A 15,348-nucleotide genomic window follows, 5' to 3' on the forward strand; every position below is an offset into this window, starting at 1 on the left:
ATTTTAGTTGGATTTTGCTGTTTGTCGCTACGAAGTCAGGAGACTTCGCAGAGCGGGTTTACTCACGGTATTAAATTTTGACCATTTTCAACTACAAATTCAATTAAGCCTTTAATGCCCTGTTTGATTAATTCTTTTTTAGATTCGGTTAGAAATTCTTTAATAAAACTTACTCCTTGTTTTGCAATTTTTGCCCAAACTTGAGTTAATTTACTAATAACCCATTTTTTAGATTTAATGGTTAAATTTTCTCTTAATAAAATTATGCTTTCTTTTATGTCATTAATTTCTACTTCATTATTGCTAGTTATAAGTTCTGATAATTTGTTATCGACCGTTTCTAAATAGTTGTCTAATAATAAAATTTGTTTAGTTGCAAATGGTTTTTTATCTGCATCTTCATCATCGATAATTTCAAATTCAGCATAGAATTCATTATAAAATTCTTCTACTATTGGATCATCGAAAAATGAAGTAGTGCTTTCGTATTGTGTTAGTAAATTTAACCAAGCTTCAAATTGAGGACTTAGACTTGAAATATCTACCCACGCATGATAATTTCCATTATCATGTTCGCTTTTTGGAGCTCTAGTCATCAAGAATTGAAAAGTTCCATTGCTTGCTTTTTGGTACTTTTCAATAGTGAAATGAAATTTTGAGTCAAGATCTTTATCAATTACTTTAAGTAAGTTTTCTTTAGGATCTACAACTTCAAATTTATCACCTTTTAGATTTACAAATGGTTCTAAAGATTTAAGAATTGTTAGCGGTAAATCTTTTTTCTTTCTCATAAATCGACTGTTTTTTTAAGTTTGTAGATAGTTTCTAAAATTTGATAAGTAATAAATTTTTATTCTGAATAACGGTTGAGTTTTTTTAAGTTAAAAATGACCTATAAAAATAAGATTTTATCTTTTTAATTACTAATATTAAATTTTTTCTAATTTCTAATTTTAATAAAAAATATTTACAACCTCACAAATAAAATCAGATTCCGTATATTTGCGCAACCAAACATTACAATCACTTATGAGTCAAAAAGTATTACTTAATTCGAAAGAAGTTACTATCATACTCCATCGTTTGGCTTGTCAGTTAATCGAAAAACATCTTGATTTCTCTAATACAATTTTGGTTGGAATTCAGCCAAGAGGTGTTTATTTAGCGGAACGTTTAAAACAATTATTAGAAAACGAATACAAGGTTCCTGAAATCACTTTAGGCTATCTGGACATCACTTTTTTTAGAGATGATTTCCGTCGTACTGATAAACCGCTTGAAGCCAATAAAACGCAAATCAATTTTATAGTCGAAGACAAAAAAGTCATTTTTATAGATGACGTTTTGTTTACAGGAAGAAGCATTCGTTCTGCCTTAACTGCCATTCAATCTTTCGGAAGACCTTCAGAAATTGAATTATTGGTTTTAATAGACAGACGTTTCAGTCGCCATTTACCAATTCAGCCTGATTATAGAGGCCGTCAGGTAGATGCTATTAATGGCGAAAAAGTAATTGTAAGCTGGAAAGAAAATGATGGTGAAGATGTTGTTCACTTAGTGACAAATTAAGTTTAATCGGTTAACCGGTTAATTGTTTAATCGGAATAACCAACGATTAAATAATTTAACAAAAAACGATTATACAAAACATATAAATACATACAATGAAAGAATTAAGCGTAAATCATTTATTAGGAATAAAATATATCAACGAGAATGATATTAACCTGATTTTTGAAACGGCAGATCATTTTAAAGAAGTCATTAACCGACCGATTAAAAAAGTTCCTTCATTACGAGATATTACCATTGCCAATATTTTCTTCGAAAACAGTACCAGAACCAAACTCTCTTTCGAATTAGCGCAGAAACGTTTATCTGCAGATGTTATCAGTTTTTCTGCAGCTCAATCTTCGGTTAAAAAAGGGGAGACTTTGATTGATACTGTAAACAATATCCTTTCGATGAAAGTGGATATGGTTGTAATGCGCCACTCTAATCCTGGAGCGGCTTATTTTTTATCTAAAAATGTCAAAGCCAGTATCGTAAACGCTGGAGACGGAGCACACGAACATCCAACTCAGGCTTTGTTAGATAGTTATTCCATAAGAGAAAAACTGGGAGATGTTGCCGGAAAAAAAGTAGTTATTGTAGGCGATATTCTGCATTCGCGTGTAGCGCTTTCAAACATATATGCTTTGCAGATGCAAGGCGCAGAAGTAAAAGTTTGCGGACCAAAAACGCTGATTCCGAGATATATTGAATCGCTTGGTGTAACGGTTGAACCAAATTTACGCAAAGCATTAGAATGGTGTGATGTTGCGAATATGCTTAGAGTTCAAAACGAGCGTATGGATGTGAATTTCTTCCCGTCAACACGTGAGTACGCACAACAATACGGAGTAGACAAACCGCTTTTAGATTCACTTGGAAAAGAAATCGTAATCATGCACCCAGGACCAATCAATAGAGGAGTAGAGATTACTTCTGAAGTTGCCGATTCAGATCATTCGGTGATTTTGAATCAGGTGGAGAATGGTGTTGCGATTAGAATGGCGGTTATTTATTTGCTGGCTTCTAAGATTCAGTAGTTTTTAGTATTCCGTCGCAGTGACAGTTTTCAGTTTTGAAACGGGTGTCACACTGAGCGATCCCGAGGCTTCGGGAGAAGTGCTTTTAAAAACAAAACGTGCTTTGCAAACGTGGCTTCGACTTCGCTCAGCCTGACAAACTTGTAACCTTAAACTTTAAACCTGAAACCAAAAAATAAAAAAACTTCGTACCTTAGCTCTCAGAAAATCAATTTTTATATAAGCCCCTTAAATTATAAAATGAAAGTAGATCAAAAAGGACATACCGTTACGATTAAAGACACGCAAGGAGATGTAAATGCTTTCTTGGAAAAAGTAACGCAACAATTTAAAACCTTTGAAAAACAAAATATTATCATCGATTTATCTGCTGATTCTATCTCAGAAAAAGATTTGAAGGCTTTTTTACCGCTTTCTAAGCAGCATAAAAAAGCAAAAAAATCGTTTGTAATCGTTGCAACCGATCTTGATTTTAATGCTATTTCTGATAAATTAGCGGTTGTTCCTTCACTTTTAGAAGCGCACGATATTATCGAAATGGAAGAAATCGAAAGAGACTTAGGATTTTAGATTTCAGATTTTAGACTTTAGATTTTAGATTATACCTGAATCTAAAATGGTTTCTCAATTCTAAAATATTTTCCTTAATCTAAAATCTAAAATCAACAATCTAAAATGAAGCTTACTATACTTGGCTGTTATGCCGCAACTCCCAGAACACTTACTAATCCGACTTCGCAGGTTTTAGAAATTAAAAATCGATTGTTTTTAATTGACTGCGGTGAAGGAACTCAGGTTCAGCTTCGAAAGAATAAAATTAAATTCTCTAAAATTAATCACATCTTTATTTCGCATCTTCACGGAGATCATTTGTTTGGGTTAATTGGGACTATCTCTACATTTTCTCTTTTAGGAAGAACAACCGATTTACATATTTATGGTCCAAAAGGAATTAAGGAATTGATTTTGCTTCAATTGAAATTGACAGAATCGTGGACCACTTATTCTTTGTTTTTCCATGAATTAGAATCAAAAGAAAGTGAAGTTATTTTTGAAGATAAAAAAGTAATTGTAAAAACAATTCCGTTAAAACATAGGGTTTATACCAATGGTTACCATTTTCAAGAAAAACCAGATGAAAGAAAGCTGAATGTAGAGGCAGTGCAGCAGTATGATGTTCATGTTGCTTATTATCAGAAAATAAAAAATGGAGGCGATATTACATTGGATGATGGAACTGTAGTTGAAAACAAAAAATTGACTTTTGATCCGCCGCCCACAAAAAGTTATGCTTTTTGCTCGGACACCGTTTATAATGAATCGATAATTCCAATCATTGAAAATACGGATATTTTATATCACGAATCGACTTTTTTAGAATCGGAAGCAAGATTGGCAGAAAAGACATTGCATTCTACAGCAAAAGAAGCTGCCAGAATTGCTTTAAAGGCAAATGTAAAACATTTGATACTTGGGCATTATTCAACGCGATATGATGGCTTAGAACCATTTAAAAAAGAAGCAGAAGAAGTTTTTCCAAATGTGCTTTTAGCAGATGATGGTTTAAGTTTTGAATTTTGATTAATTAGGGACAAAGAGACAAAGGAACAAAGAGGCAAAGGTTTGAAACCTGAAACTTGAAACCTGAAACAAAAAAACAAAAACTTATGAGCGATTTAAGTAATTATAGAAGATCTTACGAGAAAAGTGAATTGTTAGAAACTAATATTCCAGAAGATCCCATTAATCTTTTTAATAGATGGTTTCACGAAGTAGAAGATTTCGGTGGAAGTGGTGAGGTCAATGCTATGACTGTTTCTACAATTGGTTTAGATGGTTTTCCGAAATCTCGTGTTGTGTTGTTGAAGAAATTTTCTGAAGAAGGATTTATATTTTATACTAACTATCATTCTGAAAAAGGAAAGGCAATTGAAAACAATCCAAATGTTTGTTTGTCTTTTTTTTGGCAGGAAATGGAACGTCAGGTTATTATTAAAGGAATTGCCCAAAAAACTTCCGAAATTATTTCAGACAATTATTTTGATTCACGTCCAGACGGAAGTAAACTTGGTGCAATTGTTTCACACCAAAGTGAAGTAATTCCGTCAAGAGATTTTTTAGAAGAAAACTTAAAGAAAATCGAAGCAGAGTTTGAAGGAAAATCAATTCCAAGACCTGAAAATTGGGGAGGATATATTGTCACACCGTTACAAGTAGAATTTTGGCAGGGAAGGGCTAATAGACTGCACGACAGGATTCGTTATACTAGCCAATCTGACTTTTCATGGAAGATTGAAAGACTTTCGTCTTGATTTGTAGGAATTTTATATTTCATTAAAAAAAAGAGATGTATTTCATCGATTAATTTTGTAGTTTAGCGACAAATTGAATACGTTTGGTAAAGAAATCAGACGATATTTATTCAAACATAAATTTAAAGGATTTGCCCCACATTTACTTTAAACTGCTAAAATGCTATTGATTATGAAAAAGATTAAGCGCATCATGTTGTTCATTGCGATTGTTATCGCAATGAACTCATGTACTGCAGACACCGCCGAAGGAAGCGTGGATAATAATCCGATAGAAGCGCTCGTTACTAATTACTCTTACAACGACTCAGAACTTTTAACATTGAAGCTCATAGACGAATACCGCGTTAGTGTTGGTTTAAATGCTTTAGAACGAGTGAATCATATATCTTCTAAATGTGAAGAGCATAATGCTTATATGATTGAAAATAATGTTGTAGATCACAATGATTTTGTCGAAAGATCTCAAAATATTACTAGTGTTTTAGGAGCCAAAAAAGTTGGTGAAAACGTTGCCTACAACTATAAAACTCCTGAAGCGGCTTTGAGAGCCTGGCTGGAGAGTCCAGGCCACAAAGCAAATATCGAAGGCGATTATACGCATTTTGGTATAGCTGTAACAACAGATGCTGCTACTGGTAAAAAATATTACACTAACATTTTTGCTAAGTTGTAAAAAAAACTTGAACTGGTTGGTTTTTTAGAGATCGTTGTAATTCGTAGAGTTACAACGATTTTTTTATATAAAAAAAGCTGTCTAGATAGACAGCTTTTTCAGTTGGTTATGTTAGTAATTAAAAAAATTACAAAGCAGTTATAATAAACTCACTTCGTCTATTAGCTTGATGCTCTTCTTCGGTACATTTAACTCCGTCTGAACATTTATTTACAAGTTGCGTTTCACCATAGCCTTTTCCGGTTAATCGGTTTGGCGATATACCGTTTTTAATAAGCCATTTAATGGTAGATTTTGCTCTTCTTTCAGATAAAGCGGCATTGTATTGATGTGTTGCTCTGCTGTCTGTGTGCGAACGAATATCTAATTTCATTGTTGGATTTTCGTTTAAAACCACTAATATTTTTTCTAAATCTAAAGCAGCCTCTGTTCTAATATTCGATTTGTCTAAATCAAAATAGATCATTTTAATGCCAAAACATACACCTAAATCATCTCCAATGGTAACTTTACAGCTTGATTTTTCTAACGCAATTGGCAGACTTGTTGTACCAGTTGTTTTTGAAATAGTTACAGTTACTTCTTTTGTATTATATTCTGGTTTTTCAGCTCTTACAAAATAGATTTTTCCGCATTCTACAGGGAAAGTATATTTTCCTGATCCATCACTAAAAGTTTCATTTTTAATGTTCATTTGATCATCATATAAAGTCACTTTTGTACCTGGCAGAATAGTTCCTGTTTCAGCGTCTGTGATTACGCCTTCAAGCTGTTGCTCACATTTTAGTTTTCTTGTTTCTAAGAATTTGTAAATATCATCAGAACCTTGACCGCCATCTTTATTTGAAGTAAAATAACCTCTTCTTGAAGTTGGATCAATAATGTAGGCGAAATCATCTTTAGGAGAATTTACATCTGCTCCGATATTTTGAACGTTGCTAATTTTTCCGTCTTTATCAATATTGGCAACAAAAACATCTAAACCTCCAAGACCAGGATATCCGTCTGATGAAAAATAAATTTCATTTTCTTTAGTCACAAAAGGAAAGGTTTCTTTTCCTTCGGTATTAATTTCTTTTCCAAGATTTTCAGGAGTTCCAAATCCGCCATTTGCATTAATACTAACTTTATACAAATCAGACTGACCAAAAGATCCGGGCATGTCTGAAGAAAAATATAATGTTTTTTCGTCAGGACTTAATGCAGGATGTCCATTACTATAATTATCGCTATTAAATGGAAGTTCAATAATGTTGTCCCATTTATTATCAGCATTTAAAGTTGCTTTATAAATTTTTATTAAAGTAATTCTATTTTCATTTTTCCCTTTTTTACCATCAATATAATTGTTTCTTGTAAAATAAACTGTTTTGCCATCTTGTGTAAAAACAGGAGATGCTTCGTGAAATTTGGTGTTTATTGCCGATTTAAATTTTTTGACTTTACCCGCATTTCCGTTTTGAGGATCTACGTCAGCATTGTAAATATTAGTAAAATATTCACCTGTCCATTGATGCTTGCGTTTCGTAAAATTTCCGGTATCTCTTGCCGATGCAAAATATATTTTGTTATTATAGACAAAAGATCCATAATCTGAGTATTTGCTGTTTATGCCGGCATCTTCAATTTTATATCTTCCTGAATTGGCTTTAATTTCATCCAGATAATTTACATTGTCTTTATAAAGTTTACCTCTAACATCATTTTTTGATTTCGCATAAAATTGATCTAGAAGCGAATTCGCTTTATTGTTCTCGCCAATTGATTTTAGAGATTGGGCATATCTATAATAATATTCAGGCTCTACAGAAGTATTCATGGTAAACAATTCACCATACCATTTTGCGGCATTGGCAAAATCAGAATTAAAATAGTAAGAATTCCCTAGCTTTTTAAACATATCCTCAGATTTGTATCCTTTATTGGCTACTTTTTCATATGTTTTAATAGCGTCTACATAAGCATAACTGTCATATTTCTTATCTCCAGAAGCTATTTTCGCTTTTTGCGCATAACTGCCAAATGAAAAAGCACTGATAATGGTTAAGAGAAGTAGTGTATAGTTTTTCATGATGCGATGTTTTTAGAAGAAACGAGGAGTTGTCATTTTACTATTGTATTTGAAAAGTTCGAAACGAAGGAAGATTTCATGAGAACCAGAATTATATCTTCTCAGCCTGGTTGTTTCATTGTCATAACCATATCCAAGATATAAGCCATCAGTAAGTTGAAATCCAGCCATGGCACTTACTGCTGCATCCCATCTGTAGGCAACACCTAGAGTTAGTTTTTCGAAGAATAAAAAGTTTGCTGATGCATCAACCTGAAGAGGTGCACCTTCAACCATTTTAGCTAAAACTGCTGGTTTGAATTTTATTTCCTGAGAAAGATCAAAAACATAACCTCCCATTAAATAATAATTTATTTGATCCTTATAAATTGCCACATCGTTATCATCATAACGATTAGTCTGAATGAAATTTGGCACAGATAAACCGATGTATGCTTTACTAGAATGCCAGTAAATTCCAGCTCCTATGTTTGGTGAAAAGTCGTTGTTTAAGTTTTGAAATTGTTTATCTCCAGCTGTTTCAGGATCTAGTTTGTTGATATCAAGATTAAAAATATCTGCAGTACCTTTTACTCCAAACGAAAGTTTCCATGATTCTGATGTTGGAACAGTATAAGAAAGATCTACAGAAAATTGATTTTCGGTTGTAGGTCCAATTTTATCATTAACTAAAGATACACCAAGTCCAACATTACTATTATTAATTGGCGTATTAACAGATATTGCATTGGTTTTAGGTGCTCCATCTAATCCTACCCATTGATCACGGTGCAATGCAAAAACGCTTAATGCACCACGAGAACCAGCATAAGCAGGATTTATGTTAATTGTATTGTACATATATTGCGTAAACTGCGCATCTTGCTGTGCATAACCGCTATAGGTAACTAACAGAATGACGAAAAAAAATAATTTTGTTCTCATAGTAAATGGATTATTTTTATTATTACTATTGGCTTTTAAAAAATTAAAAATCAATGTAGTATTTCATGTATGCTTGTTTTTTACATGAAATTTGATAATACACTGCAAAGTTTATTTGCAGTGTATTTTGGTTGGTTGTTATTTGGATAGATATAAATAACCGCTTAATTTATTGTCTTGAAGGTTATTATTGCCGTCTAGAGACTTATAATGTATAATATAGAAATAAGTTCCAGTAGGTAATCCGTCAGCTTGTTTGACAGTTGTTCTTCCTCTTGAAATTCCATCAAACGCATTTGTTGCATTGTTGTAATTTTTAGTTTCAAAAACTAAAATTCCCCAACGGTTATAGATTTCGACAGTATTTTCAGGATAACAAGTTAAATTATCAATATTATCAATTTTGAATGTATCATTTACTGTATCACCATTCGGAGAGAAAGCATTGTGAGCATATACCTTTTCGCAAGCCAAAACTTTACAATCATCATTTGCTTCCATATTCAGAATGATGCTTCTAGGACATTTTTCATCGGCAATTAGGTATTCTAAAACATAATTTCCTAATGCCAATCCAAATGGATTAAATATATTTCCTTGAAGTGCATTTGAATTACTTCTGTCTACCCATGTTCCTGTTGTCGGACTTCCTTCTGGAAGCAAACTAGTCAAATTAAGAAGCGATGAATCGTCTGTACAAGCTGTACTGCTAAATTGCGTTGTACCATTAGGAACTACAACAATTGTAACAATAGCGCTGTCGCAGTTTTCAGAACTTAATTTGTCACAGATTCTATAGCTGTAAGTATAAGTTCCTGCTGGCGTTAAACTTGATACCGTAACATTTCCAGAATTGCTAATCGTAATATTTGGATCTGTTTTGCTATTGTTATCGCTAAGAAGTGTAAAGTTTACTATTTCTAAAGTAACAGGAGTTATGCCTTTTAAATCATTGCTTAAAACATTACCTACTACTCCAAAAGTATTGCATCCAATATTACTGTAAGTGTCGTCATTGGCAACAACAGGAGTCGGTGGTGCTGCAGGAGTAGTAACTGTTACTGTAACTACGGCAGTATCACAATTTCCAAAATCAGCTTTTTCGCAAATTTGGTAAGTCAATGAATATGTTCCTGCAGGTGTATTTGGAGCAACATTAACTGAACCGTCAGGATTTAAAGTTAATGCTCCTTTTGGATCAGGAATAGTTGTTGTTAATGTAACGTCGTTTATGCTTACTACAGTACCGTTTAATGTATCGTTGGTTAAAACATTTACAGCATTATTTGCTCCCGTTACTCCATTTATAGGACCGGCAGTATCATCATTAGCAATAATTGCAAATGTTGGGCGAGCTGTACAATAAGGATCAGAAGGAGGATAATTTACTGTAATGGTTTCGCTTGGATTTAGAGAAAATGTCAAATTAGCTGTTGGACGCAATTTCTCAAAACCATCTGCACCTTGAACCCATTTGTTGTTTTCGAAAACCCATCCTGGCCAATCAATTCCTTTTCCATTACCATCTACAACAGCTCCCGGCCATAAAATACGTCCGCTTAATGGTTGATTATTCATCGTTGTAATAGCATTATTACTGCTATCTGACCATACAATGCTTACACCGTTTGTAGGAGTAAAGTTTAAAGCTGTTACCACATAATCAATATACGGAACATCGTTTACGCATATTGGAGTTGCAGAAACTGTAATTTTTGGAGCCACAATAGTAATAGTAACTGTTGCAGTATCGCAATTATTAGTTTGATTGGCTTCACAAATTTGATATACTAAAGTTAATGTTCCTTCCGGTGCATTTGGTAATACATCTACAGAACCATTCGGATTTAGTTGTAAAAAGGCATTTGGTGTTACTGTTGTCAAAATTACATTCGATGGAGTAGCTGGTGCGCCATCCAGAGTGTCGTTTGAAAAAACATTTAAAACATTTGTTGTAGGATGATTAACACCAGTAATTGGTCCAGCAGTATCATCATTTGCTATAATAACTTTTTTGCAGTTTATGGTAAATGTCTGAACTAATTCAGTCTTGTTTCCAGCACAATCTGTTAATGTATATGTTCTCGTTACGATGTTTACGTTTCCATCACAGCCGTTATTTGTATCTCTTACGGTGATATTAACAGTCGAACTGCAATTATCCGCCGCATCTTTAATATCCGCTGGACTTCCCACTGGAATTAAATCAATGCTTGCTAAATTATTTACATTCGCAGGAGCTGTTCCAGTTGGAGCAGTTGTGTCTCTCACTGTGATGATTTGTGTGTAAGAAACCGTATTTCCTCCGCAATCACTAGTTTTCCAAGTACGCGTTAAAGTATAATTAGAAGAACAGCCATTTTGGATATCCGATTTTATTTCAGAAAATACTACTGGCAAATTTCCATTACAATTATCTGAAGCTGTCATTTCTGCGGCTTCTGGAACAGCATCACACGAAACAGTAATATTATGTGGAAGATTTCCTGTAAACGTTGGAGCAGTAGTATCTTGAATTGTAATTATCTGTGTAAAAGTATCAGAAGTATTTCCGCAATCGTCTTTAACAGTCCAAGTATTGGTGTAAGTTCCTGCATTTGCACATGTTGCAGAAGCCGTAAATACACCACTTACTTTTACAATATTCGTTACGTCTGCATCGCAAGAATCTGTAGCAGTTGGAAATAATGTTTGAGCATCCGCTAAAGCATTTGCATCGCTGCATTCTATAGTTTTGTCTAAAGATCCAGCTAAAGTTGTCCAAGTTGGAGCTGTATTGTCTTGTACAATAATGGTCTGTGAAACAGGAAGTGAAATGTTTCCGCAAGCATCTTTTGCAGTCCAAGTTCTTGTTTTTGTATAAGAGCCCGCGCAATTTCCAGCAACAATGTCATCTACATAAGTTAATGAAGAAACGGTTCCACTATTATCAGTTGCAGTTGCTTGAGCAAAAACTGGTTCAGCTGGACAATTAATTATTATTGTCTGCGGTAATAGATCGATGATTGGTTTGATAGAATCTCCATCTAAAATTGTAAAAGACTCATTAATTTCACATCCGTTTGCATCTGTTATTTTAACACTATAATTTCCAGCGGCAAGATTATTTGCAGTTGCAGTTGTTTGTACAGGAGTTGTATTCCATAGGTAAGTGTAAGCAGCCGTTCCTCCAGAAACAGTTACGGTTGCAGATCCTGTGCTGGCTCCTCCGCAAGAAACATCTACTTGTGATTTTACAGCAGTTAAAGCTTCAGCAGGCTCGCCTATTGTAACTGAATTAGATTGAGAGGAACAATCATCAGTTACGGTTAAGGTGTACGTTCCCGCAGGCAAATCTGAAACACTAGCAGAAGTTGAAATTTCAGTATTTAAACTGTTTTTCCAAGAATAAGTTAGTGTTCCAATTGCATTTGTTACTGAACCTGCAGTTAAAGTTCCAGTACTTGTACCAAAGCACAACGCATCTGTTTTAGAAGATATAGCTAAAGTTAAACCTGCAGAAGGCTGAGAAATAGTAACGGTTAAAGTTCCTGCACAGCCATTGCTATCTGTTGCAGTTACTTCGTAACTTCCAGCTTCAAGATTTGTTAAAGTTTGAGAAGTTCCAGCGTAAGCAGTACCATTTTTTTTCCATGAATAAGTATAAGGCGCCACTCCGCCAGAAGCATTTTCTACAGTAATAGAACCTGTTGATTGATTGAAACACTTCACATCGACGTGCGATGCAACCAATTCTGTTACAGTTACGGTACTTTTTGTAACTATAACTGGTTTTATATCGAAGCAATTAGAAGCATTAGTTCCTTTGATGTAATAAGTTCCAGGAACAGCTTCAGCAAAGTTCGCGTATGGAGCTGTTGCCGTTGCATCAGTCCAATAAGTATATGTTAATCCTGATGTGCTTCCAGCGGTAATACTTGCAGCACTTAAATCTAATGAAGCAGCAGGAGAACAAATAGGAAGAGGATTAGTTATTAGAACAGTTGGTTTTTCATTTACATTAACAACTATTTCTTTTTTTGGACCTATACAGGCATTTGTCTTTCCTTCGGCAACATAATAAGTATATTGCCCGGCTACAGTTGTAGAAGGTGTTAATGATTGCTGACCTGTTGAAGTCAGAGTTTCATAATAGTATAATGTATATTCTGGTTTGGTAGGTACAGCAGTTAAAGCAACAGGAGTATCACCAATACAATAATTTAACGGACTTGTAACGGTTGGCGTTGTTGTAATGCTTTCAACAGTAATTGTAAATTCAAAATAACATCCGCTAGTAGCTCCTGGTGGAATAGCATAATAAGTCGATGTTCCAACAGTAGCAGGGAACGGATTGTTAATCGTATACTGAGCTGTTGTTCCAGCAACTACTGGATACGAATTGTAAAAAGTAGATCCTGTAGGAAATGAACCCGTCACATCTGTTACAGGAATCGATGATGAAGCATTGCAAAAAGTAAATGCAATTACTGGCGGCGTTGCCTGGCAGTTTGTATTAGTATAATTTGCTGAATCTATTGTGGTTTGAAGCGGACCAGCTATCGAAGCTCCCATACAGCTTCCAGATGTTGTATAGCCTAAAATTAAAGATTGGTCAGCTACCGTTACAGTAGAATTGGCTCCTTTTCCGCTTAAATGCCCATTTACTTGAATAACATTACTACAGTTAGAATTTTTTAATAAAGCACAATTCTCTGTAGATTTCAATGAGAATGTCAACTCTCCTAAAACAGTATTAGGATCAGCAGGTAATGGTAAAGTTCCTAAATCCCAAACAATTGATCCGTTTGCGCCAAGTGTTGGTTCGTAAGTCAATGCATTTGGACTAGGATCAGGAGTGAAATTTATAGTTTTATTTAAACTTCCAAGTACAAATGTTGCATTGTAAGGAATTGGAATAACAAGTTTGCTGTTTTGAACAGCTTCCGTTCCTCTATTTTTTATCTGAACTTTATAACCAAGTTCCTGACCAGGCAAAACAGTATACGGACCTGCGCCTGCAGGGCTTCCATTAATTGTAGTTGCCGTAAGAACACCTTCAATTTCTGGAACATAGGCATCTACTGCCATCACAATAGAAAAAATGGCGTAGCTATCAACGGTAGATCCATATTTAAAAGTGGTCGAAGTCTGGTTATTTCCAATGATATCTTTATTCTCATTTGGAAGCTTAAACATACCAATATCAATCCCCGAATTATTAACTAAATTAGGATTTCGATCATTTCCGCCTGTGTTAATTGAGGAGTTAAAGAAGTTGTTTGGAGAATTCCCAGGGCGGCTTAATTTTAAATAGTCGTTGGTGTTTAATTTTTGTATCGAAAAATAATCACCATCATAATTGATATCTCCTTCACCAGCCATTACCCCAAGTTTAACATCTACTGGACCAGAAACAACAGAATTAAATCCGGAAACCGGAAATGTAAAATCTGCTGTAATATTATTTTGTACAAAGGCATGTCCGTCAAAAACGGTAATATCTCTGTTTTTCATAGAAGAATTTTCGTAAATAACCACAAGGCCCCATCCCGCATATTTTCCAATTGCCCCACCGTCAGTACCTTCCGCAGCAGCGATATTTGCAGCAAAATATTCTCCAATTCCATTCGCTCTTACATAATCGGTAACTTCCGCGTAAGCGCTAAACATATTTTGATCTTTATCCGTTGGAAAATAGATGTCAGTTGCAGTAAACTCATCATAAGTGCTGTCATTTGGACCTTTAAACAAAATTTTTCTTTTGTCCAAAGTTTTGTCTACACCATTATAATTCACAACAAAAGAGTTTGGGTTAACTGGCGCATCAGAAATTCGTCCTGACCAGTACAATCCTGCATAAACAATATTGGCGCAATTGGTTAATTTTGCTCCATTATCATCTAGTAAATTCAAAGTTGCAGAAGAAGAGTTAAGTGTTTGAGAATCATTATCTACATCAACATAAATGGTTGGATTTGAACCATTGGTATAACTAACATCATAATCCTGTAAAGTCAAATTAGTGTTTCCAATCATCGTAAAATCTCCTTTGATTTTATAAATCGTTCTAGTCGGAGAATAAGAAGAAGTTCGTTCTTTAAAAGGTACAATTACTTGGGCTTTTACTTCATTAATGCCCATTAAAAGCATTAAAAAGATATAAAAAACAGTTAAATAGGGATAGTAGAATTTTTTCATAGTAATAGCTTTTTAAATTATCCGCCTATCGAGATTTTATAAAGTAGAACATATTTTGAAGAGTTGTTTTTAATCAAATTATTGATTAAAGCTGGGTTTGTTTCAATTTTCGAAATGATGAAAACATATTTTAATTTTTCAAAACCAGAGAAAGAATTAAGATCAATTGATTTATTTAAATCTGCAGTATTTTCAATTTTAATGGTTACAATTTCGATATCGCTTTTTAGTGAAACTGTACTGTTTAGGCTATTAAGCGAATTAATGTCAGCAAATAAAGCGGTCGGTTTTTCGCCATAAACTTTTATTCCTGTAGAAGAAGAATAAATCGCAGATTGTATATCATACAGAAGATGTTTGAGATGGCTAAGTTTAGAATCTTGTCCAGAACTTTTTAAGTTTGTTAAGTACGAATCCACATTTTCAGTTTGAGCAAATGAAAAAGTCGTTGTCAAAAAAAACAGTATAAAAAAAATATTTTTTTGAAAGATGTTCCTCTTTGAGAAAAAAATAAACTTACAATTGGTAACAAATTTTACTGCTTTTTCAAGAGTAGATTTAGTTTTCATAACTTATGATTTTGTTTAAAAGTAT

Annotated in this window: 11 protein-coding genes; 6 read left to right on the forward strand and 5 right to left on the reverse strand. The window is 33.9% G+C overall.

Annotated features, from left to right (window positions below):
* Positions 1-62: 62 nt before the first annotated feature.
* On the reverse strand, positions 63-791 hold the full coding sequence (locus P0R33_RS20475; RefSeq protein ID WP_276173013.1) for a hypothetical protein: 729 nt from the start codon (positions 789-791) through the stop codon (positions 63-65).
* 238 nt (positions 792-1,029) lie between these two features.
* Here P0R33_RS20475 and pyrR point away from each other — a divergent pair, with 238 nt between their 5' ends.
* The 6 genes from pyrR to P0R33_RS20505 all read left to right on the forward strand — a co-directional run bounded on the left by pyrR (position 1,030) and on the right by P0R33_RS20505 (position 5,579).
* The gene (gene pyrR / locus P0R33_RS20480; protein WP_109194143.1) at positions 1,030-1,569 is read left to right on the forward strand and encodes a bifunctional pyr operon transcriptional regulator/uracil phosphoribosyltransferase PyrR; all 540 of its coding nucleotides are present in this window, start codon (positions 1,030-1,032) and stop codon (positions 1,567-1,569) included.
* A gap of 95 nt (positions 1,570-1,664) precedes the next feature.
* Entirely contained in the window at positions 1,665-2,591 is a 927-nt protein-coding gene (locus P0R33_RS20485) for an aspartate carbamoyltransferase catalytic subunit (protein ID WP_029273654.1), read from the forward strand.
* A 240-nt stretch (positions 2,592-2,831) separates the two neighbouring features.
* The gene (locus P0R33_RS20490) at positions 2,832-3,161 is read left to right on the forward strand and encodes a ribonuclease Z (RefSeq protein WP_276173014.1); all 330 of its coding nucleotides are present in this window, start codon (positions 2,832-2,834) and stop codon (positions 3,159-3,161) included.
* Between the two features lie 105 nt (positions 3,162-3,266).
* Positions 3,267-4,172 carry a ribonuclease Z gene (locus tag P0R33_RS20495; protein ID WP_276173015.1) on the forward strand — a complete coding sequence of 302 codons (906 nt, stop codon included), beginning with the start codon at positions 3,267-3,269 and terminating at the stop codon, positions 4,170-4,172.
* A gap of 86 nt (positions 4,173-4,258) precedes the next feature.
* Positions 4,259-4,903 carry a pyridoxamine 5'-phosphate oxidase gene (gene pdxH / locus P0R33_RS20500; protein ID WP_276173016.1) on the forward strand — a complete coding sequence of 215 codons (645 nt, stop codon included), beginning with the start codon at positions 4,259-4,261 and terminating at the stop codon, positions 4,901-4,903.
* Between the two features lie 160 nt (positions 4,904-5,063).
* Positions 5,064-5,579, forward strand: a complete 516-nt coding sequence (locus tag P0R33_RS20505; RefSeq protein ID WP_276173017.1) for a CAP domain-containing protein — start codon at positions 5,064-5,066, stop codon at positions 5,577-5,579.
* 127 nt (positions 5,580-5,706) lie between these two features.
* Here P0R33_RS20505 and P0R33_RS20510 read toward each other — a convergent pair whose 3' ends face one another.
* The 4 genes from P0R33_RS20510 to P0R33_RS20525 all read right to left on the reverse strand — a co-directional run bounded on the left by P0R33_RS20510 (position 5,707) and on the right by P0R33_RS20525 (position 15,209).
* Entirely contained in the window at positions 5,707-7,650 is a 1,944-nt protein-coding gene (locus P0R33_RS20510) for an OmpA family protein (protein WP_276173018.1), read from the reverse strand.
* A 12-nt stretch (positions 7,651-7,662) separates the two neighbouring features.
* Positions 7,663-8,574: a type IX secretion system membrane protein PorP/SprF gene (locus tag P0R33_RS20515; protein ID WP_276173019.1), complete on the reverse strand. Its 912-nt coding sequence runs from the start codon at positions 8,572-8,574 to the stop codon at positions 7,663-7,665.
* A gap of 138 nt (positions 8,575-8,712) precedes the next feature.
* The gene (locus tag P0R33_RS20520) at positions 8,713-14,754 is read right to left on the reverse strand and encodes a gliding motility-associated C-terminal domain-containing protein (RefSeq protein WP_276173020.1); all 6,042 of its coding nucleotides are present in this window, start codon (positions 14,752-14,754) and stop codon (positions 8,713-8,715) included.
* Positions 14,755-14,771: 17 nt separating this feature from the next.
* On the reverse strand, positions 14,772-15,209 hold the full coding sequence (locus P0R33_RS20525; RefSeq protein ID WP_276173021.1) for a hypothetical protein: 438 nt from the start codon (positions 15,207-15,209) through the stop codon (positions 14,772-14,774).
* Between the last annotated feature and the right edge of the window lie 139 nt (positions 15,210-15,348).

It is taken from the genome of Flavobacterium sp. YJ01, assembly GCF_029320955.1.
Classification (GTDB): domain Bacteria; phylum Bacteroidota; class Bacteroidia; order Flavobacteriales; family Flavobacteriaceae; genus Flavobacterium.